The sequence below is a fragment of the Sorangium sp. So ce834 genome (assembly GCF_051521425.1).
Lineage (GTDB): Bacteria > Myxococcota_A > Polyangia > Polyangiales > Polyangiaceae > Sorangium > Sorangium cellulosum_D.
In genome coordinates this window covers 10230337-10255065 of record NZ_CP150351.1, presented here as the reverse complement: position 1 = coordinate 10255065, position 24729 = coordinate 10230337, and the positions used below count along the sequence as shown (strand labels likewise).

Below are 24729 nucleotides of genomic sequence, written 5' to 3'. Positions count from 1 at the left end.
CAGCGAGGCTGGATGACTGGATGAGGGGATGGAGCGCACATCAGCTCCTCTTGTCGGAGTCGCCCGCCATTCGCTGCAAGGTGCGGAGATGATTGACAATGGCGCGCTCGTGCTGCTCCAGTAGCTTGTAATCTGTACGTCACTGCTCGACGATAATTCGCGCTGAGGGCCAGGGCGCCCGAGGCGCCCGGAAGCGCACGACTGCCTCGCCTCCCGCCGGGAGCGCGGCGCAGGGCGCCCTCTCCGGCAAGCCCGTGAGCCCCTCCGAGGTCGCCGCGACGCGGATCGACAGCCAGAGAGATGGACTTGAGTCGATCCACCGATCCTGCACCGATCGTCGTTGAGCTCTGCCCGTGTATTCACGAACGTTCGTTTGATTACTGACGGGCAACACATTTTACTAACCTTGTGTAAGCGACTTATTTCCTGTAATGGTCGTTATGGCTAGGGGCTGCGCGTTCGGCGTCTGAGCCCTGAGATCCAGCGAGCAACGAAGCTTTCCTCAGAGGCGATGTTTTTACGCTCTGCCTGAAGGAGACGGCTATGTCGCGCGAATCACGGACGCAGCTCTCCACCATTGCTGAGGTCCAGCGATGGCTCACGGAGAGGATCGCGGAGCGCTCGGGCGTGTCGCCAGGGTCGATCGAGCCCGGCGCGCGGTTCACCGATTGTGGGCTCGACTCCACCGCTGCGATGGGCCTGATCGCCGCGCTGGGGGAGGCCCTCGGGCGCCGGCTCCACCCCACGCTGATATGGGAGTGCCCGACGATCGAGCGGCTCTCTCGTTACGTGGCCGAGGGGCCGGGGCTATCGCCCGCTCCCCGGGGCGCGCGCACGGGCGACGGGGCCCTCGGGGCGTCGAGCCCCGAGCCGATCGCCGTCATCGGCGTCGCCTGCCGGTTCCCGCAGGCGCCGGACCCGGACGCGTTCTGGCGGCTCCTGCGGGGCGGCGTGGACGCGACCTCCGACGTCCCTCCGGGGCGGTGGGACGTCGACGCGCTCTACAGCGCCGATCGCGGCGCTCCGGGGAAAATGAGCGCGCGCCGCGGCGGGTTCCTCGACCGGGTGGATCTCTTCGATCCGCAGTTCTTCGACATCTCGCCGCGCGAGGCGGTCCAGATGGATCCCCAGCAAAGGCTGATGCTGGAGCTCGCGTGGGAGTCGCTGGAGGACGCCGGCGTGCCCCCGCGATCGCTCGAGGGCAGCCAGACCGGCGTGTTCGTCGGCGCCATGTGGGGCGATTACGCGCGCGTGGACGGCGGCCACATCGACGCGATCGTCCAGCATACGGCCGTCGGGCAGGACCTCAGCATCCTCGCCGCCCGGGTCTCCTATGCGCTCGGCCTGGAGGGGCCGAGCCTGCACGTGAACACGGCCTGCTCCTCGTCGCTCGTCGCGGTCCACCTCGCGTGCCAGAGCCTGCGGCTCGGCGAGTGCGATCTCGCGCTCGCCGGGGGCGTGAACCTGATCCTCGCCCCCGAGAGCATGGTCGCCATCTCCAAGTTCGGGGCGCTCGCGCCCGACGGCCGCTCGAAGGCGTTCGACGCGCGCGCGAACGGGTATGCCCGCGGCGAGGGCGGCGGCGTGGTGGTGCTGAAGCCGCTCTCCCGCGCGCTCGCGGCGGGCGACCCCATCTACTGCGTGATCCGCGGCAGCGCCGTCAACAACGACGGGCTCAGCAACGGGCTCTCCGCGCCGAACCCGAAGGCGCAGGAGGCCCTCCTCCGCGAGGCCTACGCGCGCGCGGGGGTGCGGCCGGAAGAGGTCGATTACGTCGAGGCCCACGGCACCGGCACCATCCTCGGGGACCCCATCGAGGCGAGGGCGCTCAGCGCCGTGCTGTGCGCGGATCGCCCGCCGGAGCGGCCGCTCCGGATCGGGTCGGTCAAGACGAACATCGGCCACCTCGAGGGCGCCGCGGGCGTGGCGGGGCTCATCCGCGTCGCGCTCTCGATGCGGCGCCTTACGCTCCAGCCGAGCCTCCACTTCGAGCAGCCGAACCCGCACATCCCGTTCGACGAGCTGCGGCTCTCGGTGCAGCGCGCGACGGAGCGGTGGCCCGAGAAGGAGCGCGGGCCGGCGCTGGCCGGCGTCAGCTCCTTCGGCTTCGGCGGGACCAACTGCCACGTCGTGCTCGAGGCGCCCCGGCGCCGCGAGGTGCACCTCCTGCCGCTGTCCGCGCCGAGCGGCGAGGAGCTCGCGGCGCTCTGCCGGCGCGTCCATGCGCTCGCCGCGGCCGGCGAGGGCGACGACCGGCCCTCCGTGCAGGCGCTCTGCGGCGCCGCCGCGGCGCGGCTCAGCGGCGAGGAGCGCCGGCTCGCGCTCGCCGTCTCCTCGCACGGCGAGCTCGCCGCGCGCCTCGACGCCCTCCTGGCCGGATGCGCGCAGCCGGGCGGCTCGATCGGCAAGGCGGCCGGCGGGCGGCCGAAGGTCGCCTTCGTCTTCGGCGGGCACGGCTCGCAGTGGCTCCCCATGGGGCGCGATCTCCTGCTCGAGGAGCCCGTTTTCCGGTCGACCCTCGAGCGGTGCGACGCGGCGATGCGGCCGCACGCGAGCTTCTCGCTGCTCGCCGCGCTGGCGGCGGGCGACGGGCGCCTGCTCGAGGAGGCCGACGTCGTCCAGCCGGCCATCTTCGCGATCCAGGTCGGGCTGGCGGCGCTGTGGCGCTCCTGGGGCATCGAGCCGGACGCGGTGGTGGGGCAGAGCATCGGCGAGGTCGCGGCGGCCTGCGTCGCCGGCGCGCTGACCCTCGAGGACGCCGCCGCGGTCATCTGCGCGATGGGCAGGCTGGTCCGGCAGCAGAGCGGCTCGGGCGCCGTGGCCGTCGTGGAGCTCTCCGCGGACGACGCGGCGCGCGCGCTCGCCGGCCACGAGGGCCGCCTCTTCCTCGCGGGGAGCAACAGCCCGGGATCCACCCTGATCTCGGGCGAGCCGGCGGCGCTCGAGGCGCTGCTGCAGGCGCTCGCCGAGCAGGGGGTGACGGGCCGGCAGGTCCGGATGGATTACGCCTCGCACAGCCCGCACATGGACGCGCTGTGCCCCGAGCTCACGCGCGCCCTGCAGGGGATCGCGCCGCGCGGGGGCGATGCGCCGATCTACTCGACGGTGACGGGGGCGCGGCTCGACGGCGCGGCGCAGGACGCCGCGTACTGGGCCCGGAACCTGCGGGAGCCGGTGCGCCTCGACGCCGCGCTCGATCGGCTGATCGACGACGGGTTCGGCGTCTTCCTCGAGCTCGATCCTCACCCCGTCCTCGCCCACGCCGTCGCGTCCAGCCTGGCCCGGAAGGGGCGGAGCGGCGTCGCGCTGCCGTCGCTGCGGCGGGACGAGCCGGCCCGGGAGTGCCTGCTCGGCTCGCTGGGCGAGCTCTACATGCTCGGCGCGCCCGTCGCGTGGCGCCGGGTGGCTCCGCTGGTGGCGGCGGACGCCCTGCCGGCGCCGCTCGGGGAGCCGCGCGCTGCAGGGCCGGAAGCGGCCTCGAGCCCGGCGGACGCGGGCGAGCCCGCCACGCCCGAGCTGCTCGTGCTCTCGGCGCGCTCCAGGCCCGCGCTCCTCGAGCTTTCGCGCTCGACGGCGTCCCGGCTGCGCTCGCCGGAGAGCGGCCTGCTGCGCGACGTCTGCTACACGGCGAGCGTCCGGCGCAGCCACCTCGAGCACCGGCTGGCGGTCGTGGGCTGCTCGCACGAGGAGATGGCCGGCGCCCTCGACGACCTCGCGCGCGGGCGCGCCGCGCTGGGCGAGGCGCCGCCGGGGCAGCGCCCCTCGGTGGTGCTCGTGTTCTCGGGCCAGGGGTCGCAGTGGCCGGGCATGGGGCAGGCGCTCCTCCGGCAGGAGCCCGTCTTCCGCGAGGCGCTGGAGGCGTGCGATCGGCTCCTCGCGCCGCTCGCCGGCTGGTCGCTGCTGGAGGCGATCGAGGCGCCGGAGGCCTCGTCGCGCCTGCAGGAGACGCAGGTCGCGCAGGCCGCGCTGTTCGCGGTGGAGGTCGCGCTCGCGGCGCTCCTCGGCTCCTGGGGGATCGCCCCGGACGCCGTGATCGGGCACAGCGTCGGCGAGATCGCGGCGGCGCACGTCGCGGGGGCGATCCGCCTCGAGGAGGCGGTGCGCATCGTCCACCACCGCGGGCGGATCATGCAGCAGGCGACCGGCCTGGGAAAGATGGCCTCGGTCCAGACGTCTCCGGAGCAGGCGGCGCGCGCGCTCGAAGGTTACGAGGGGCGGCTCTCGATCGCCGCCGTCAACGACCCCGGCTCGGTCGTGCTGTCCGGCGAAGCGGCGGCGCTCGGCGAGGTGGTGGCGGAGCTCCGGCGCGCACGGGTCGAGTGCCGCGAGCTGCGGGTGAACTACGCGTTCCACAGCCCCCAGATGGATCCGTTCGGCGAGGAGCTCGCGGGCGCGCTCGGGGAGATCGCGCGGAGCCGCGCGGACCGGGTGCTGGTGAGCACCGTGACGGGCGAGGGCATCGACGGCGAGGCGCTCGACGCGTCGTACTGGGCGAGGAACGTCCGGGAGCCGGTGCTGCTCGCGCGCGCGATCGACGGCGCCGTGACCGCCGGGCACCGGATCTTCGTGGAGGTGGGGCCGCACCCCGTGCTCTCGGCCAACGTGCAGCGGTGCCTCTCGGCGCGCGGGGTCGACGGGCTGGTCGCCCCGACCTTGCGCCGGGGCCGCGACGCGCGGCGCTGCCTGCTCGAGGCGCTGGGCGCCCTCCACACGCGCGGGTGCCGGGTCGACTGGGCCCGGGTGTACCCGGCGGGCGGGCGCTGCGTGTCCTTGCCGGGCTATCCGTGGCAGCGCAAGCGGTACTGGCTCGAGGCGCCCGGGGACGCGCGGCGCGAGGCGAAGGGCGCGCCCGCGGCGGCGCTCCCGTCGCTCCTCCGGTCGGCCGACGCGGCGGCCTTCGCGGCGCAGCTCGGGCTCTCCGCGGCGCTCTCGGCCGAGGAGCTCGGCGTCGTCGGCCGGGTGCTCGACGCGCTGCGGGCGAGGGCGGATCAGGAGCGTGCGGCGGCGGAGATCCAGCCGTGGCTCCACGAGCTCTCGTGGAAGCCAGCGCCCCTCGCGCCGCGCCCGCGCCCGGCCGCGGCCGGGCACTGGGTCGCGCTCGTGGACGAGGGCGGCACCGGCGACAGGCTGGCCGACGCGCTCGAGGCGGCGGGCGCGACCTGCTCCCGGCTCCGCCTGGGGAGCGCCGCGGCGCGCGCGGCGGAGCCGGCGTGGACGGGCGATTCGACGCCCGAGGCGCCCGAGGGCCTCGCGGCGTGGTGGGCGGAGCGCGCGGCCGAGCGCGGGCCCGTGCGCGGCGTGGTCCACCTGTGGAGCCTCGGCGGCGCGCCGGAGGGCGAGGGCTCGCTGGACGCCGCGCTCGCGCGGGGCGTCGGGAGCGCGCCGGCCTTGCTGCGCGCCGCCCTGCAGGCGGGGCAGGGCGAGCGGCCGCGGCTCTGGTTCGTGACCCGCGGGGCGGTGTCGGTGGGCGAGGGCGACCCGGTCACGGCGCCCGCGCAGGCGGCGCTCTGGGGGCTCGGCCGGACCCTGTCGCTCGAGCACCCGGAGGTCTGGGGAGGGCTCGTCGACCTGCCGCCTTCCCCCGGGGAGCACGACATCGCCGCGCTCGCCGCGCAGGTGCTGAGCCCCGACGGCGAGGACCACGTCGCGCTCCGGGCGTCGGGGCGGTTCGTGGAGCGGCTCGTGCGCTGCGCCGGAGCGGGAGCGCCGGACGGCGCGCCGGCCTGGTCCACGTCGGGCACGGCGCTCATCACCGGGGGGCTCGGCGCGCTGGGCAGGCATGTCGCGCGGTGGGCGGCGCAGCGGGGCGCGCGGCACCTCGTGCTCACGAGCCGCAAGGGCGCGTCGGCCGACGACCGCGACTTCCTCGCGTCGCTCGAGGCGCTCGGGGCGCGCGTGACCGTGGCGCAGGCCGACGTGGCCGACGCGGCGGCGATGGCCGCCGTGCTCGCGGACATCGACGCCCGGCTGCCGCCGCTCTCCGCGGTGTTTCATCTGGCGGGCGTCTCCGATCAGACGCCGCTCTCGGCCCTCGACGGCGCGGGGCTCCGCCGGGTGCTCGCGCCGAAGGTCCACGGGACCGCGGCGCTCGACGCGCTGACGCGCGGCCGGCCGCTCGACGCGTTCGTCTGCTTCACGTCGATCGCCGCGGTGTGGGGCTCGGCGCGGCAGGCCGGCTACGCGGCGGCGAACGCGTTCCAGGACGCGCTCGTCCGGGCGCGCCGCGCCGCCGGGGCGCCCGCGGTCGCCGTGAGCTTCGGGCCGTGGCGCGGCGGCGGCATGGCGACCTCCGCGCTCGCGTCGCTCGAGGAGCGCGGCGTGCGGGCCTTCGGCCCGGAGCAGGCCATGGCGGCGCTGTCCTTCTGCATGACCGCCGGGGCGGCGCAGGTGGTCGTGGCCGACGTCGACTGGCCGCGGTTCTGCGCGGTGGTCGAGAGCAGCGGCCCCCGCCCGCTGCTCTCCGAGGTGCCGCGCGCCACGGCGCCCGCGCCGGGCGACGCCGCGCCCGCGCCGGGCGACACCGCGCCCGCCCTCCTCGGCGAGCTCGCGGCGGCGCCGCCGCGGGAGCGGCGCCGGATGCTCCAGCGGCGGATCCAGGCCTCGGTCGCCGAGACGCTGGGGTTCGCCGAGGTCGACGAGGTGAGCCCGACCCGGGGCTTCTTCGAGCTCGGCATGGATTCGCTGATGGCCGTGGATCTGTGCCAGCGCCTCGGCCGCGCGCTCGGCCGGCCGCTGTCGTCGAGCGTGACGTTCAACCACCCGAACGTCGTCGCGATGACCGACTTCCTGCTCGAGGAGCTGTCGCCGAGCCTGCCGGGCGACGCCGCGCCTCCGGAGGCCGAGGAGCGCGCGGGCGCGGACGGCGCGGACGGCGCGGGCGGCGCGGGCGGCGCGGCGTCGAGCGACGCCGGCGGGCGCGCCGCGATCGGCGACGAGCCGATCGCCATCGTGGGGATGGGGTGCCGCCTGCCGGGGGGCGTGGAGACCCCGGAGGACTTCTGGCGGCTGCTCGAGCAGCGGGTCGACGCCGTGGGGCCGATCCCTCCGGACCGCTGGGACGCCGCGGCGTACTACGACCCCGATCCGGACGCGGCCGGCAAGATGTACGTCCGGGAGGGCGGCTTCCTGGCCGCGGCGCCCGATCGGTTCGACGCGCGCTTCTTCGGGATCGCGCCGCGGGAGGCGGTCCACCTCGATCCGCAGCACCGGCTGCTGCTCGAGGTCATCTGGGAGGCCATGGAGGACGCGGGCGTCGTGCCCGGCGAGCAGCCGCTGACGGGCGTCTTCGTCGGGATCGGGCCGAGCGACTACGGCATCCTGCAGCGGGCGCACGCGGATCTCGAGGCGCTGGACGCCTACACGCTCTCGGGGACGTTCACGAGCTTCTCCGCGGGCCGGCTCTCGCACGCGCTCGGGCTCGAGGGGCCGAGCATGGCCGTCGACACGGCGTGCTCGTCGTCGCTGACGGCGATCCACCTCGCCTGCCGGAGCCTGTGGGCGGGGGAGTGCCGGGTGGCGGTCGCGGGCGGGGTCCAGCTGATGCTGGCCCCGCACCTCGGCGTGTACCTGTCGCGCCTCCACGCGCTGGCGCCGGACGGGCGGTGCAAGACGTTCTCCGCGGACGCGGACGGGTACGGCCGGGGCGAGGGCTGCGGCATGGTCGTGCTGAAGCGCCTGTCGGACGCGGCGCGCGACGGCGACCGCATCCTGGCGGTGATCCGCGGCTCGGCCGTGAACAGCGACGGCCGCAGCGCCGGCATCACCGTGCCGAACGGCAAGGCGCAGGAGGCGGTGGTGCGCGCGGCGCTGGCGATCGCGGGGCTCTCGCCCGGCGACATCGATTACGTCGAGGCGCACGGCACCGGGACGGCGCTCGGCGATCCCATCGAGGTCGAGGCGCTCGGGGCGGTCTACGGCGAGGGGAGGCCCGGAGGCCGGCCGCTCAAGATCGGGTCGGTGAAGACGAACATCGGCCACCTCGAGTCGGCGGCGGGCGTGGCCGGCGTGATGAAGGTGGTGCTGTCGCTGGGGCACGGCGCGCTGCCGGCGCAGCTGCACGCGCGCGCGCTCAACCCGCGCATCCCGTGGGCCGAGCTCCCGATCGAGGTGGCGACGGCGGCCGAGCCGTGGCGCCGCGGGGAGCGGCCCCGCCGCGCGGGCGTGAGCTCGTTCGGGATGAGCGGGACCAACGCCCACCTCGTGCTGGAGGAGGCGCCGGAGGTCCCCGAGCCGCCCGCGCTCCCGGACGCCCCGCTCACGCTGCTGCCCCTGTCGGCGAGGTCCCCCCGGGCGCTCGCCGCCCTGGCCGAGGCCTACGAGCGCTTCCTCGGCGGCGCGCCGCCCGACGTGCGGCTCGCGGACATCGCGTACACGGCGAGCGTGCGGCGCCGCCACCACGAGCTCCGCCTCGCCGTGGTGGGCCGGTCCCGGGAGGAGCTCGCCGAGGCGCTCGGCGCGCACGCGCGGGGCGAAGCGCACCCCGCCGCGGCGAGCGGGCAGACGGTGCTCGGGTGGCAGCCCCAGGTGGTGTTCGTGTTCTCGGGGCAGGGCTCGCAGTGGGTGGGGATGGGGCAGCAGCTCCTCGCCGAGGAGCCCGCCTTCCGCGCGGCGCTAGAGGCGTGCGAGCCGCTCGTGCAGCGGCACGCGGGCTTCTCGCTGCTCGCCGAGCTCGCCGCCCCCGAGGCGAGCTCGCGGCTGGATCGGACGGAGGTCACTCAGCCGGCGATCTTCGCCGTGCAGGTGGCTCTCTCGGCGCTGTTGCGAACGCTGGGCGTCACGCCCGACGCCGTGATCGGCCACAGCGTCGGCGAAGTGGCGGCCGCGCACGTCGCCGGCGTCCTGAGCCTCGACGAGGCGATCCGGATCGTGGCGATCCGCGGGCGGATCACGCAGCGCGCCACGGGCCTCGGGAAGATGGCGTCCGTGGCGCTGTCCGAGGACGAGGCGGCGGCCGTCCTGGAGGGGCGCGCGGACCGGATCTCGATCGCGGCGATCAACGACGCGCGCTCCGTGGTGCTCTCCGGCGACGCGGCCGCGCTCGAGGAGGTGGTGGCGAGCCTGCAGGCGAGGCAGGTGCCCTGCCGCATGCTGCGGGTCGACTACGCCTCCCACAGCCCGCAGATGGAGCCCCTGCAGCGCGACCTCCGGGGCGCGCTGGGGGAGGTCGCGGCGGGCCGGGCGTCGATCGCGATGTACAGCACCGTGACGGGCGCGCGCCTCGAGGGCGAGCCGCTCGACGCGGGGTACTGGGCGCGGAACGTCCGTGAGCCGGTGCAGCTCGCCCGGGCCGTCTCCGCGGCGTGGGCGGACGGCCACGAGATCTTCCTGGAGATCGGCCCGCACCCGGTGCTCCTGGCCAACCTCCAGCAGCTCCTGTCCGAGCGGGGCACGGGGGGGAAGGCGCTCCCCACGATGCGGCGCGACCAGGGAGAGCGGCGGAGCGTGCTCTGGGCGCTCGGAGCCCTCTACGCCCACGGCTATCCGGTGCGCTGGAAGCTGCAGTATCCGTCGGGCGGGCGCTGCGTCCCGCTGCCGGCGTATCCCTGGCAGCGGGAGCGGTACTGGATCGAGGGAGGCGCGCCCGCGCCCGCGCGCTCGGCGACCCTCGAGGCGCCCGGGATCACGGAGGAGCTGCTCTACGCCGTCGCCTGGCATCGCAGCGAACCCGCGCGCCCGCCCGCTGCCCCTCGCAAGTCGCGCGGCGCGTGGCTCCTGCTCCTGGATCGGGACGGTACGGGTGAGGAGGTGGCCGCGCTCCTCGGCCAGCGGGGCGACGCGTGCGTGCGCGCCGTTCCGGGGGAGCGCTATGCGCGCCTCGGGGACGGGCGCTACGAGGTCGACCCCTCGGACAGCGCGGCGCTCTCGGCGCTGCTGGACGACGCGTTCCAGGGCGACGCGGCGTGCCGGGGCGTCGTGCATCTCCTCGGCCTGAACGCCGCGGCGGCGGAGGCGACGACGCCGGAGACGCTCGAGGGAGACCTGCGCCGCGCAGGCCTGAGCGCGCTCTCGCTGGCGCAGGCGCTCTCGCGCAGGGGGTGGCGCGACGCGCCGCAGCTCTGGCTCGTCACCCGCGGCGCGCAGGCCGTGGCCGAGCCGGCGCCGGTGTCCGTGGCCCAAGCGCCGCTCTGGGGCGTCGGGGGTGTGCTCTCGGCCGAGCACGCGGAGCTCCGGTGCAAGCGCGTCGATCTGGGCCCGACCCCCGCATCCGGCGAGGCCGCCGCGCTGCTCCGGGAGCTCGACGCGGCCGATCGCGAGGACCGGATCGCGCTGCGCGGCGAGGCGCGGTACGTGGCGCGGCTCGAGCGCGGCGTCCCCGGGGCCAGCCCCGGCGCGAGCGCGAGCTTCCGCGCCGACGGAGGTTACCTGATCGCCGGAGGCCTCGAGGGGTTCGGCCTCTCGCTCTCGCGGTGGATGGTGGAGAAGGGCGCCCGCCACCTCCTGCTCACCGGCGAGGGCGGCGCAACGGAGGCAGCCCGGAGCGCGATCGCCGCGATGGAAGCGGCAGGCGCTCAGGTGGTCGTGGCCGAGGTCGACGTGGCCGAGCCGTCGCGGGCGGCCGAGGTCGTGGCGGCCGTCGAGCAGCGGTTCGGCGTGCTCCGGGGGGTCGTCTACGCGGAGCCGGCCGCGGGCGGCCCCGCGCCGGAGCGCGACGCCCGCCGCTCCTGGACCGCGGCGGCCTCGCGGGCGCGCGGAGCGTGGAACCTGCACGCGCTGACCGCAGACAGGCCTCTCGACCTCTTCCTCCTGCACGCCTCGGCGATGCCGCTCCTCGGAGCTCCTGGCGACGCGGGCTCCGCGGCGGCCGACGCGTTCCTCGGCGCGCTCGCGCACCACCGGCGCTCCAGGGGGTTGCCCGCGCTGAGCGTCGACTGGGGCCTCTTCGCCGAGGAGACCCCGGCGGAGGCGCGCCACGGCGCCGCGGCGCGCCTCTCGCGCAGGGGGACCGGGCTCCTCACGGAGGCGGACGCGCTGGCCGCGCTCGAGCGCCTGCTCGGGGGAGGGGCGGCTCAGGCCGGCGTCCTGAGGTTCGACCTGCGCCGGTGGCTCGAGTTCTACCCGACCGCCGCCGCGTCGCCCTTCTGGGAGCGCCTGCGCGAGGAGCGCGATCGCGCGAAGCAGCGCGCGCCCGAGGTCGCGCGCTTCCGTGCGACGCTCGACGGCGCGACGCCGGAGGAGCGGCCGTCGCTGATCGAGGGCTTCGTCCGGGAGGTCGCGGCCAGGGTCCTGCGGTTCGAACCGGGATCCATCGACCGGCACGTGCCGCTGAACGATCTCGGCATCAACTCGCTGATGAGCCTGGAGCTGCGCAACGGCCTGGAGGCCGGCCTGGGGCTCTCGCTGCCGTCGACCTTGCTCTGGACGTACCCCCACGTCGCCGGGCTCTCGGCGTATCTCGCCGAGCAGCTCGGCGCCGGCGCCGGAGCTCGGCCCGCGTCGCCTCCCCCGAGCGCGGCGCCGCAGCCCGCGGCGGCGCAGGAGGTCGAGCCGATCGCCGTCGTCGGCCTGGCGTGCCGGCTGCCCGGAGGCGGAAGCGACCCCGAGGCGTTCTGGCGAGCGCTGGAGGACGGCGTCGACGCGATCCAGCGGATCCCCGCGGCGCGGTGGCCCGACGGCGCGATCCCCGACGGCCTGCCGGGGACGCGCTGGGCCGGGCTGCTCGACGGGGTCGACGGGTTCGACGCGCGCTTCTTCGGGATCGCGCCTCGCGAGGCCACGAGCCTCGACCCGCAGCAGCGCCTCCTGCTCGAGGTGGCCTGGGAGGCGTTCGAGGACGCAGGGCAGCCCGCCGAGCGGCTCCTCCGCAGCCGGACCGGCGTGTTCATCGGCATGGCGGTCCAGGACTACCAGCACCGCTTCGCCTCGCTCGATCCCCGGCAGCTCGACGCCTACTGCGCGACCGGGACCTTGGCGAGCACCGCCGCGGGGCGCCTGTCCTACGTGTTCGGCCTCGAGGGGCCGAGCATGACGGTGGACACGGCGTGCTCCTCCTCGCTCGTCGCGCTCCACCTCGCCTGCCAGAGCCTCCGGAGCGGCGAGAGCGACATGGCGATCGCGGGGGGCGTCAGCCTCATCCTGTCCCCGCTGACGATGTGCCTGATGGGCCAGACCCAGGCGCTCTCGCCCGACGGTCGATGCAAGACGTTCGACGCCGCCGCGAACGGGTACGTGCGGGCGGAGGGCTGCGGCATGGTCGTGCTCAAGCGGCTCTCGGATGCGCAGCGGGACGGCGACAGGATCTGGGCGCTGGTCCGCGGCTCGGCCGTCAACCAGGATGGGCGCTCGTCGGGGCTGACGGCGCCGAACGTGCTCTCGCAGCAGGCGCTCCTGCGGCAGGCGCTGGAGAGCGCCGGCGTCTCGCCGGACCAGGTGGGCTACGTCGAGGCCCACGGCACCGGCACCTCCCTCGGGGATCCGATCGAGCTCACGGCCCTGAAAGAGGTGCTGGGCGGGCCGCGGCCCGACGGGCCGCCGTGCTGGCTCGGCTCGGTGAAGACCAACATCGGCCACCTGGAGGCGGCGGCGGGGGTGGCGGGGTTCATCAAGGTCGTGCTGGCGCTGCGCCACGAGACGATCCCGAAGCACCTGCATTTCCAGACGCTGAACCCGCGGATCTCGCTCGAAGGCACGCCGTTCGCCGTCCCGGTGGAGCCGCTGCCCTGGCCGTCCGGAGGCGCGCCGCGGATCGCGGGGGTGAGCGCCTTCGGGATCAGCGGGACCAACGCGCACGTCTTGCTGCAGGAGCCCCCGCCGCCCGCCCCGACGTCGCCGGAAGGCCGCGCGTCCGTCGTGCTCCTCCCCCTCTCCGCGAAGAGCCCGGCCGCGCTCTCGGCCCTGGCGGAGGCGTACCGGCGGCTCCTGGTCGAGGACCCCGCCGGAGCCGCCGTGGACCTCGCGGACATCGCGTACACCGCGAGCGTGCGGCGCAGCCACCACGAGCATCGGCTGGCCGTCGCCGGCGGCTCGCGGCAGGAGCTCGCCGAGCTGCTCACGGCCTACGGGCGGGGCGAGGAGGCCGCCGGCGTCGCCCGCGGGGACGCGCGCGCGTCGGCGCGGCCGCGGGTCGTGTTCGTGTTCCCGGGCCAGGGCTCGCAGTGGCCGGGCATGGCGCGGCAGCTCCTCGCCGAGGAGCCGAGCTTCCGCGAGGCCCTGGCCGCGTGCGACGCGGCGATCGCGCGGGAGGCGGGGTGGTCGCTCATCGAGGAGCTCCACGCGGGCGATGAGCGCTCGCGCCTCGCGGAGATCGACGTCGTGCAGCCGGCGCTCTTCGCGATCGGCGTGGCCCTGTCGGCGCTCTTCCGCGCGTGGGGCGTGGAGCCGGACGCCGTGGTGGGGCACAGCATGGGCGAGGTGGCGGCGGCGCACGTCGCGGGCGCGCTGACGTTGGACGACGCCGCGCGCGTCATCTGCCGCCGGAGCAAGCTCCTGCGGCGGATCAGCGGCGCGGGTGCGATGGCGCTCGTGGAGCTGCCCATGGAGCAGGCGCGGCAGCTCGTCGCCGGGCACGCGGGGCGCGTCTCCGTGGCGGTGAGCAACAGCGAGCGGTCGACGGTGCTGTCCGGCGAGCCCCTCGCGCTCGACGAGATCCTGGCGGAGCTCGCGCGGCGCGGGGTGTTCTGCCGCCGCGTGAAGGTCGACGTCGCGTCGCACAGCCCGCAGGTGGATCCGCTCCTCGACGAGCTGCGGGCGGCGCTCGACGGGCTCGCGCCGGCGCCGGCGCGGGTGCCCATGCGCTCGACCGTGAGCGGGGAGATCTGCCGCGGCGAGGAGCTCGGCCCGGAGTACTGGGCGCGGAACCTGCGGGATCCGGTGCTGTTCTCGGGCGCCGTGCAGCGGCTCGCGGACGGCGGGCCCACGCTGTTCCTCGAGATGAGCCCGCACCCGATCCTCGCGCCCGCCATCGAGGAAGGGCTGCGCGCGAAGGCGCCCGGGGGCGCGGCGCTCCCGGCGATGCGGCGGGAGCGGGACGAGCGGCGGAGCCTGCTGGAGGCGCTCGGCGCGCTCTACGCGCACGGATACCCGGTGGACTGGAAGCGCCAGCATCCGTCGGGGGGCCGCTGCGTCTCGCTGCCGGCGTACCCTTTCCAGCGAGAGCGCTACTGGATCGACGAGGCCCCCCGGGCGCCGTGGCCCGAGGGGCGCCTCGCGGCGCCGGACGACGGCGACGGCGACGGCGACGGCGACGGCGACGAGCTGCTGCACGCCGTCGCGTGGGAGCGCCACGCGCCGGTGCCGGCGGACGGCGATCGGCGCCGCTCCCACCGTGGCGCCTGGGTCGTGCTCGCGGACCGGACCGGGACCGGCGCCGAGCTCGCGGAGCTCCTGCGAACGCGGGGCGACGCCTGCGTCGTCGCCGTGGCCGGCGAGGTCACTGCGCGCCATGCGCCCGGGCTCTACGAGCTCGACCCGCGAGACCCGATGGCGTTCCGGTTCCTGCTCGAGGACGCGTTCGGCGGCGGCCCGGCGTGCCGGGGCGTCGTGCACCTGTGGAGCCTGGACGCGCAGGGCCCGGACGGCGTCACGCTGGACACGCTGGAGCGGGATCAGCGCCTCGGGACGCTGAGCGCGATGTTCCTCGCGCAGGCGCTCGTGCGCAGGGGGTGGCGCGACGCGCCGAGGCTGTGGCTCGTGACCCGCGGCGCGCAGGCCGTGGAGGAGGCGGCGCCGGTGTCGGTGTCGCAGGCGCCGCTCCTCGGCTTCGGCCGCGTGCTCGCCTCCGAGCACCCGGAGCTCCGGTGCACGCGCGTGGACCTCGACCCGGCGCGCGCGCCGGAGGACGCCGCCTCGCTCGCGCGGGAGCTCGACGCCACGGACGACGAGGATCACATCGCGCTCCGGGCGGGCGAGCGCTACGTCGCGCGGATGGCGCGCAGCGCGCTGCGGGAGCGGCGCGCCGGCGGCGCCGCGCTGCGGCCGGACGGCACGTACCTCATCGTCGGCGGGCTCGGGGGGCTCGGGCTCTCGCTGGCGCGCTGGATGGTGGCCCGGGGCGCTCGCCACCTCGTGCTGGCGGGCCGCAGCGGCGCGTCCGAAGCGGCGCGGCGCGCGATCGACGCGCTCGAGGCGCAGGGCGCGCAGGTCGTCGTGGCCCAGGCGGACGCGTCGCGTCGCGATCACGTCGTCGAGCTCCTCGCGGCGATCGACCGGCGCGCGCCGCCGCTCCGCGGGGTCGTCCACGCGGCCATGGTCATCGCCGACAGCACCGTGATGGAGCAGAGCGCCGAGCGCTTCTGGGAGACCATGGCCCCGAAGATGCACGGCGCGTGGAACCTGCACGAGCTGACCGCGGGCAGGCCGCTCGATTTCTTCGTGATGTACTCGTCGGTGGCCTCGCTGCTCGGCGCGCCGGGCAACGGGAACTACACCGCGGCGAGCGTGTTCCTGGACGCCCTCGCGCATCACCGGCGCGCGCTCGGGCTCCCCGCGCTGAGCATCGACTGGGGCCTCTTCTCCGACGTGGGCATCGCGGTCCGGCAGGCCGACGTCATGGGCCGCGTGGGCGACCGGGGGATGGACAGCCTCACGGAGGAGGAGGGGCTGCGGATGCTGGAGCGCCTGCTCGAGGCGGACATGCCCCAGATCGCGGTCGTCCGGTTCAACGTGCACCGGTGGCTCGAGTCCTACCCGAGCGTCGCGCGGTTGCGCTACTGGGACCGGCTCACGCGCGAGCGCGCCCGAGCGGCGCCGAGGTCGTCGGACATCCTCCGGGTCCGCGAGGCGCTGGAGGGGGAGCCGCCCGAGGAGCGCCGGTTCCGCCTGCAAGGGCACCTGAAGGAGCAGCTCGGCCGCGTGCTCCGCGTGGACGCGGCCGCCATCGGGCCGCTCGAGGTGTTCGCCAGCCTCGGGATGGACTCGCTGATGAGCCTCGAGTTCCGCAACCGCCTCGAGTCCAGCCTGGGGCTCAGCCTCTCGGCGACGCTGCTGTTCACGTACCCGAACATCGCTTCGCTCGCCGAACACCTGCTCACCGAGATCGAGGCGGCCGATGCCCCTGCTCAGGAGGCGACCGAGCGGTCCTTCGCCGGTTCCCTCGGCGATCTCGACGGAAGTGCGTTGCTGAGCCTCCTCGACGAGGAGTTGACGCTGGCCAGCGGGAGGAAATCGGTATGAGCGTGCCGGTGACGGATTACGAGGCTCGTTTGCGGCAAGCGATCGCCACCATCCGGGAGCTCCGAGCCGAGCGAGACGCCCTCGCGCGCGCGAGGGCGGAGCCGATCGCCGTCATCGGCATGGCGTGCCGGCTCCCGGGCGGCGCCTCGACGCCGGAGGCCTACTGGCGGCTGCTCGAGGACGGCGTGGACGCGGTCACGGAGATCCCCGCCGAGCGGTGGCGCCTCGATCCGGCGCCCGACGAGGCCCCGGACCCGCGGGCGCGCGCGGTCCGCTGGGGCGGCTTCCTCCGGGACGTGGATCTGTTCGACGCTCAGTTCTTCGGGATCTCGCCCCGCGAGGCGGAGCGCATGGATCCGCAGCAGCGCCTCCTGCTCGAGGTGGCCTGGGAGGCCCTGGAGCGCGGCGGGCAGGTCCCGGAGCGGCTCGCGGGCTCCAGCACGGGCGTCTTCCTGGGCATCACCACCAACGACTACGCCCACCTGTGCGGCGCGTTCGATCCCGGCGCGCAGGACATCCACACCATGACGGGCAACTTCTTCTCTTTCCCCGCGGGCAGGCTGTCCTACACGCTCGGCCTCCAGGGGCCGAGCCTGACCGTCGACACCGCGTGCTCGTCGTCGCTCGTGGCGATCCACCTCGCCTGCCAGAGCCTGCGGAGCGGCGAGTGCGCGCTCGCCCTCGCGGGCGGGGTCAACCTCCTCCTGTCGCCGGTGATGATGCGGCTCATCGCCACGACCGGGGCGCTCTCGCCGGACGGCCGGTGCAAGGTCTTCGACGCGGAGGCGAGCGGCTTCGTCCGCGGCGAAGGGTGCGGGCTCGTGCTCCTGAAGCGGCTCTCCGACGCGCTGGCCGACGGCGATCCCATCTGCGCCGTCATCCGGGGCTCGGCGGTCAACCAGGACGGCCGCTCCACGGGGATGACCGCTCCCAACGTCCTCTCCCAGCAATCGATGCTGAAGAAGGCCCTGGAGAGCGCCGGGGTGCAGGCCTCGGAGATCGGTTACGTGGAGACGCACGGGACGGGGACCTCGCTCGGCGATCCGATCGAGGTCGAGGCGCTCGCGCAGGTCGTGGGCAAGCCGCGCGCGGGCGAGGCCGGGTGCGTCCTCGGGGCGGTGAAGACGAACATCGGCCACCTCGAGGCGGCCGCCGGCGTGGCGGGGCTGATCAAGGCGGTGCTCGCCCTCCAGCACGGCGCCATCCCGGCCAACCTCCACTTCCGGGCGCTCAACCCGCGCATCCGGCTGGAGGGCACGTCGCTCTCCATCCCCACGCGCAAGCTCGAGTGGAAGGCGGGCGGCGCCGCCCGCCTCGCGGGCGTGAGCGCGTTCGGCCTGAGCGGGACCAACGCGCATACGATCCTGGAGGAGGCGCCGCCGAGCGCCGCCGCCTCCGCGGGGGAGGCGAAGGTCGTCCTCTTGCCCCTCTCGGCGAGGTCCCCGGAGGCGCTCGTCGCGGCGGCGCGGGCGATGCGCGATCTCCTGCGCGAGCCGGTCACCGACGCGTCCCCGCGCCTCGCGGACATCGCCTATACGGCGAGCGTCCGGCGGAGCCACCACAGCCATCGCCTGGCCGTGGTCGGGAGCTCCCGGGAGGAGCTCGCGGCGTCGCTGGACGCCTGCGCCGAGGGGCAGGCGCCTCCGGGGGCGACCCGGAGCGTCGCGGAGCCGGGCGCGCGGGTCCGGGTGGCCTTCGTGTTCTCGGGGCAGGGATCGCAGTGGGCCGGCATGCACCGCGAGCTGTTCGCGGAGGAGCCGAGCTACCGCGCCGCGCTCGAGGCCTGCGACGCGCTCGTGCGGCGCCACGCCGGCTGGTCGCTCCTCGACGAGCTCGAGGCGCCCGAGGCGACCTCGCGCCTCCAGGAGACCGAGGTGGCGCAGCCGGCGCTCCTCGCCGTCCAGGTGGCGATGGCCGAGCTCTGGCGATCCCTGGACGTCCGGCCCGGCGCGGTCATCGGGCACAGCGTCGGCGAGATCGCGGCCGCGCACATCGCGGGCGTCCTGAGCCTGGAGGAAGCCGTCCGGCTGGTGGTGCTGCGCGGGCGCCTGATGCAGCGGACGAAGGGGCTCGGGAAGATGGCGCTGGTCGGCGTGCCCGCCGACGAGGCGGCGCGCCTCCTCGAGGGCGCGGGCGATCGCCTCACCATCGCGGCGGTCAACGATCCGCGCTCGGCCGTGCTGGCGGGCGACGAGGCGGCGCTCGCGGACGTGCTGCGCCGCCTGCGCGGGGAGGGGGTGGATTGCCGCCTGCTCCCGGTGAGCCACGCGTTCCACAGCGCGCAGATGGCGCCGCTGGATCGCGAGCTCGAGGCCGCGCTCTCCGGGCTCTCTCCCCAGAAGGCGGCGCTGCCCCTGTTCAGCACGGTGACCGGCGCGCCGGTCGCGGGGAGCGAGCTCGATCCGGCGTACTGGGCGAGGAACATGAGAGAGCGGGTGCGGTTCGCGGGCGCCGTGGACGCGGCGCTGGCCGCGGGGTACCGGATCTTCCTCGAGGTCGGCCCGCATCCCGTCCTCTCCGGCCACCTCCGGCAGTGCTTCTCCGCGCGGGGGGCGGACGCTCATGCGGTCTTCTCGCTCCGGCGAGAGCTCCCGGCGCGGCGGTGCCTGCTGCAGTCGCTCGGGGCGCTCCACGCGCACGGCCACGCCGTCGCCTGGAAGCGCCTCTATCCGGCCGGAGGGCGCTGCGTCTCGTTGCCGACGTATGCCTGGCAGCGGACGCGGCACTGGATCCAGCGCGAGCGACCGGAGGCGCCGGACGCCCCGGTCGCGCCGCGCGCGTCCGGCGGCGCGCCGGCGGCGGTCGACGTGGGCGCGCCGGCGGCGGTCGCCTTGGTCGAGCGCCTCAGGGCGGCGACGCCCGACGAGCGCCGGCGGGTGCTCGAGGGGTGGCTGAAGACCTCCGCGGCGCAGACGCTGGGGCTGGACGCTCCAGAGAGGATCGCGCCGGGCGCGAGCCTGCTCGACCTCGGGCTCGACTCGCTGATGAGCCTGGAGCTCCGCGACCGGATCGCGCAGGGCCTCGACATCAAGCTGCCGGTCAACCTGCTGCTCGAGCATCCGACCGTCGCGGCGCTCGCCGAGCGCGCGCTGGACGCGCTGAGCTTGCCCGCGCCGCCGGGCGGCGAGCGCGGCCGGCAGGATGGCGGGGCGCGACCGAGGTCGCCGCTCGTCGCGATCCAGCCCGGCGGCGAGGGCTCGCCGTTCTTCTGTGTCCACCCGTTCGGCGGGCCGGTGCTCTGCTACACCGAGCTCGCCCGCCACCTGGGAACGGAGCGGCCCTTCTACGGCCTCCAGGCGATCGGGCTGGACGACGGCGCCGCGCCCGATGAGCGGATCGAGGACATGGCCGCGCGTTATCTCGAGGCCATCCGGTCCGTGAAGCCGGCTGGCCCCTACCTGCTCGGCGGCTGGTCCCTCGGCGGGCTCGTCGCGTTCGAGATGGCGCACCAGCTCGTGCGGTGCGGCGAGCGCGTTGCGCTGCTGGCCATGATCGATGGCTACATCACGATCCCGAGCACCCGTGAGCGCCGGCTGTGGCAGCTCGTCGAGGCCGCGAGGATGGCCCGCCCCGGGATGGCGTACGATGAGCTCCGCCGGCTCGACGAGGGCGAGCTGACGGAGCTCGTCCTCGACGCAGCGCGCGGCGTGGCGCCGGGCTTCGCCGATGCGGTCCAGCGGCTCGGGGCGGCTCACGGGCGGGCCGCGCGCTCCTACACGATGCTCTGTTACGGTGGTCGTGTGGTCTATTTCCGGGCAGCGCAGCAGCCGCCGCCCGGACCCTTCGGTCCGGTGACGGAGCCCTACGGAGCCCTCTATCAGCCCATGGCTGGGATCTCGTCACAGCCGATCGAGATCCATGAAGTCCCGGGATCTCACCACACGATGCTCCGGGAGCCTCACGTCCGGGTCCTGGCAGAGCGGCTCAGGGAGCGCTTGCTGGCCGCGGACGTCTGCCCCCGCTGAGGCGAGCGGGACGGTCAGGCCTGCAGAGGGCAGATCGGAGCACATCGGACGCCGCTGTGAGCCTTCGCCCGGCATCTGCTCGGGTGTGCAGCTGCGCCGCCGTTCCCGGTGTGTCTGCAATGAAACGCTACACGCCCCGAACGAATTACGATAGGAGATCAGGGGGGCAACCTGGGCGGAGCCGCCGCTCTGGTGCCACGGCTGGGTGGTCTCGTTCGAGCGGTCAGCCGGCGTGAGGAGGACAGGGATGGAGAACAGCACGGCGGTAACCTTCTCGTCGGGACGAGTCTGGCTTGACGATGCGAACGGGATTGTGCGGGTCGAGTTCGCGCCAGGAACCCTACAGACGCTCCAGATCGCCCGCGAGGTCATCGCCGGTATCAACTCGACCACCAGCGGCGGGCGCTGGCCGGTGCTCGTCGATCTCACCCACGTGAAGGTGATCGAACGTGACGCCCGGTCCTACTACGGAAGCCCCGAGGCGACGGCGAGCTGGCCTGCTGTGGCGATGCTGGCCGACTCGCCCTTGAGCACGACCATCGCGAACATCTGGCTGGCGGTCTTCAGCGCGATTCACGGCAGGCGCGCCAAACCATACAAGATCTTCTCCGACGAGACGGCCGCGGTCGAGTGGTTGAAAGGGTTCCGCTCGTGAGCGAAGGAGAGCCGTCGATCGACTCTCGCGTTGCCGAGCTTTGCTCGATCCTCCTCGGGGCGACTCCAGCGCTGGGCGAGGCCCCGGGCGAGGCCAGCTTCGACCTGGCGAAGCGCGCCGCCGAGGCGCTGGTGCAGGAGACGCTCGAGCGGCGAGCGAGGGAGGAGCGGCTGGAGCGCCGGCTCAACGACACCATGGTGATGCTCAACTCCATCGTGTCGTTCGACTTCTCGAGGCGGGCGGAGGTCAGCGACCAGGGCGACGCCTGGGACGCGCTCGCGCTCGGCCTGAACATGGTGGCCGAGGAGCTCGCCTCCAGGGTGGTGTCCAAGGAGTACGTCGACAACATCCTCCAGTCGATGAGCGATCTGCTCGTCGTCGTGGACAAGGAGGGCTCCATCACCAGCGTGAACGCCGCGGCGTGCCGCCTGTCGGCCTACTCCGCCGAGGAGCTCGTCGGCGCGCCCGCCAGCCGCATCTTTCCGGGCGCGTTCCCCTGCGTCATGGGCGACGGCGAGAGCAGCATCCTCTTGGAGGAGACGGCGTTCCAGAAGAAGACGGGGGACATCGTCCCTATCTCCCTCTCGACCTCCGTCATCTCCGGCGGCCTCGGGGAGAGCCAGGGGCTCGTCTGCGTCGCGCGCGATCTCACCGAGCGCAAGCGCCTCGAGGAGGAGGAGCGCCAGCGCCTCGAGCAGGTCGTGCAGACCCAGGCGCTCCTGCTCGAGGAGCTCTCGACGCCGCTCATGCCGATCGCGGATCAGATCCTGGCCATGCCGGTGATCGGCTCCGTGGACGATCGCCGCTCGACCCAGATCATGGAGACGCTGCTCAACGGCGTCGTGGCGCGCGAGGCGCGGATCGTCATCATCGATATCACCGGCGTGCGGAAGATCGACGCGCGGGCGGTGCAGGGCATCGTCAACGCCGTGAAGGCGGTGAAGCTCCTCGGCGCCCAGGTGGTGCTGACCGGCATCCGGCCGGAGGTCGCGGTGGCGCTCATGGAGCTCGAGTTCAAGCTCGGCGGCATTTACACGTTCGGCTCGCTGCAGACCGGCATCGGATACGCCATGAAGCAGCTCCAGAAGCCGAAGCCGGCTTGACCTGACAGGCCACGATGCCGCGCCGGCGAGCCCGGCATCGTCCTTGCCCGCGTCGGGCTCGCCGCGCCTCCGGGGAGGCGCGCTCCGAAAGGGGAACACGATGCCCAGGACGTCCCTTCACTTTTCCATCGTCCCGCTCCTCCTGGCCCTTGCCGGCGGCTGCTCCAGCGATGGCCTGCCGCCGTCCGACGCCGGCGGTGCGCCGTCGGAGCAGCCGCCTTCGCCCTCGCCGACATCACCGTCAGCGCCGCTCGGGCCCGAGCAGCAGGCGGAGCTCGGCGCGCTGCTCGAGGAGCGGGAGTCGTCGGCGCGCATGACCGCCGCGGACTTCGCCTCGAAGTACCGCGTCGACTTCGCGTCGGGCCTCTCGTACGCGCCCGCGGACGCCGACAACCTGTCGCTGATCCAGGGCTCCACGTTCCGGCTCGACGACGACGAGCTCGCGAAGCTGTCCGCGAACGGCTTCGTCATCTCGGAGAAGAGGACCTTCCCGACCTTCGTGTACGGCTACGAGAGCATCTACGCGCTCGACCTGCCGCTCTACGTGTCGGCCGACTCCATCCTGTTCGCGGTCCACCGCTCCTACGACGCGATCCTGAAGTTCCTGGAGGGCGCCTCCCTCTCCTCCGAGCTCGGGAAGATGCTCGAGGAGATGCGCGCGCGGCTCGCCGCGGGCGCGGGCGGCGACCTCGGCGCCGAGGCGCGCGCCGACGCGGACCTCTACACGGCCGTGGCGCTCGCGCTCTTGACCGGCGCGCCGGTCGCGCCCGTCGCGGGCGCCGACGCCGCGAAGATCGACGAGCTCGTGGCGGGCGCCAAGGCCCACCAGGGCATGGGGGCGGTGAGCCTCTTCGGCGCCGACCGGCTCATGGACTTCTCCCAGTTCGAGCCGCGCGGCCACTACAACGACTCGCCCGAGCTCCAGCGTTACTTCCGCAGCATGATGTGGCTCGGCCGCGTGGACTTCCGCTTCCTCGAGACCCAGGAGAGCGGCGCGCAGGTCTTCCAACGGCGGCAGCTCGAGGGCGCGTACGCGCTGCGCGCCCTGGCCGAGGAGAAGACCCTCGACCGTTACACGCGCATCGACGACACGATCCAGGCCTTCGTGGGCGAGAGCGACACCATGACGCTCCCCGAGCTCGACGCCCTGCTCGCGGATCTCGGCCTCGACGACGCCGCCGGCCTCGCCGGCGTCCCGGACGACACGATCGTCGCGGTCGTCCAGAAGAAGGGCTACGGGACGCAGCGGATCTCGAGCCATATCATGATCAACGGCCTCGACAAGGGCACGCTGCCCCTGTCGGCGAGCTTCGCGATGCTCGGCCAGCGGTACGTCGTCGACTCGCACGTCTTCTCGAACGTGGTCTACGACCGGGTGCAGGGCGGCACCGTCAAGCGCATGATGCCGAGCCCGCTCGACGTGGGCTTCGCCGCGCTCGGCAACGACCAGGCGGGCCTCCTGCTCGCGCCCGAGCTAGGCCAGTTCCCCTACGCGCCCGACCTGCACATGATGCGCGTGCTCGTCGACGCGCACCCGGCCGATTTCTGGGGCAAGAACCTCTACAACCGCTGGCTCGGCGCGCTGCGCGAGCTGTCGCCGTCGCGGGCGCTCGAAGGCGGCGAGGGGCTGCCCGGGGTGGCGAAGACCGAGGCGTGGGGCCGGCGCCTGCTGAACACGCAGCTCGCCTCCTGGGCCGAGCTCCGGCACGACACGATCCTCTACGCGAAGCAGTCGTACACGGGCGGCACCACGTGCGAGTTCCCGGACGCCTACGTCGACCCGTACCCGGCGTTCTACGCGCGCATCGCCGAGCTGGCCGAGCACGGCGGCAGGATCGTCGAGTCGCTCGATCTGTCCGCCCTTCCCGGCACCGGGGAGGAGCTGCCGGCGTACTTCGCGCGGCTGCACGGCGTCGCGACGACGCTCGGCGAGATGGCGGAGAACCAGCGCGCCGGGCTGCCCCTCACCGAGGAGCACCTCGCCTTCATCAACCAGGCCGTCCGGATCCAGTACGGCTGCGGCTCGCCCGAGAGCGTCGAGGGCTGGTATGCCGATCTCTTCTATCATCCCCTCCTCGGCACGAAGCAGGACCCGACGATCGCCGACGTGCACACCCAGCCGACCGACGAAGTCGGGGCGACGGTCGGCCGCGTGCTGCACGTGGGCACCGGCCTGCCGCGGCTCATGGTCGTCACCGCCGACCCGTGCGGCACGCCGCGCGCCTACGTGGGGCTCGTGTCGTCGTACTTCGAGAGGATCACCGGGAATTTCGAGCGCATGACGGACCAGCGGTGGGCCGGCGAGATCGTGGGGGCGACGCCCGACGACGTCGCCTGGATGAAGGACCTCGTCTCCCGCTGACAGCGCGGTCAGCGCGGTCCCGGGGCCACGCCGGCGCGAGCTGGCCTCCCCGGGAACGTGTGCCGTGGTGTGCCGGCCGGGGCGCCGGTGCGACAGCGCGATCACGGTCTGGCGTGGATGCCCTCGCCGGGGCGCCGCGCGTCGAGGGCGTGCCTCTCGGCGCGCTGTTCGGTTCGCCGCCCACCCCGGAGGTTCCGAACGGGTGGTGCGGTGCTTGCCGCAGGCAGCGCCGCAGAGGATCGAACCGCCAAGGACGCCAAGGACGCCAAATTTGTGAGATTTCTTGGCGTCGTTGGCGCCTTGGCGGTTCCCCCGATACCGCGCTTTCGGCCAAAGTACCGTACTGCCTCCGGACAGCCTCCGGTTTGAATTTCAATTCACCCTGAGATTCCGGACAGCCTCCAGTTTGAATTTCAATTCACCCTGAGGTTCCGGACAGCCGGTACGGACCGGTGGCCTGGGTAACGGTTCAGACCGGGAGCCTGGGTAGCACCCGGACGAACCGGGAGCCTGGGTGACACATGTCGTAGAGGGTCG

General features: G+C 74.4%; 5 protein-coding genes. All 5 read left to right on the top strand.

The window, feature by feature from the left end:
• Window positions 1-543: 543 nt before the first annotated feature.
• The 5 genes from WMF20_RS37705 (at window position 544) to WMF20_RS37685 (ending at window position 24192) form a co-directional block, all read left to right on the top strand.
• Window positions 544-16107 (top strand): SDR family NAD(P)-dependent oxidoreductase, encoded by a 15564-nt coding sequence (locus tag WMF20_RS37705; protein ID WP_437606620.1) that lies wholly within the window; start codon window positions 544-546, stop codon window positions 16105-16107.
• On the top strand, window positions 16104-20072 hold the full coding sequence (locus tag WMF20_RS37700; protein WP_437606619.1) for a type I polyketide synthase: 3969 nt from the start codon (window positions 16104-16106) through the stop codon (window positions 20070-20072). Before WMF20_RS37705 ends, WMF20_RS37700 begins: the two co-directional genes overlap by 4 nt.
• Window positions 20073-20319: 247 nt before the next feature.
• A complete protein-coding gene (locus tag WMF20_RS37695) occupies window positions 20320-20727 on the top strand; it encodes a DUF7793 family protein (RefSeq protein WP_129578821.1) in 408 nt (135 codons plus the stop codon).
• Entirely contained in the window at window positions 20724-21830 is a 1107-nt protein-coding gene (locus WMF20_RS37690; RefSeq protein ID WP_437606618.1) for a PAS domain S-box protein, read from the top strand. The genes WMF20_RS37695 and WMF20_RS37690 overlap by 4 nt, the downstream gene beginning before the upstream one ends.
• 100 nt (window positions 21831-21930) lie before the next feature.
• Window positions 21931-24192, top strand: a complete 2262-nt coding sequence (locus WMF20_RS37685) for a DUF3160 domain-containing protein (RefSeq protein WP_437606617.1) — start codon at window positions 21931-21933, stop codon at window positions 24190-24192.
• The last annotated feature ends 537 nt before the right edge of the window (window positions 24193-24729 follow it).

Bases quoted from the DNA above. Each gene is read 5' to 3' on its own strand.
- WMF20_RS37705 (WP_437606620.1), top strand. From the start codon at position 544: ATGTCGCGCGAATCACGGACGCAGCTCTCCACCATTGCTGAGGTCCAG.
- WMF20_RS37700 (WP_437606619.1), top strand. From the start codon at position 16,104: ATGAGCGTGCCGGTGACGGATTACGAGGCTCGTTTGCGGCAAGCGATC.
- WMF20_RS37695 (WP_129578821.1), top strand. From the start codon at position 20,320: ATGGAGAACAGCACGGCGGTAACCTTCTCGTCGGGACGAGTCTGGCTT.
- WMF20_RS37685 (WP_437606617.1), top strand. From the start codon at position 21,931: ATGCCCAGGACGTCCCTTCACTTTTCCATCGTCCCGCTCCTCCTGGCC.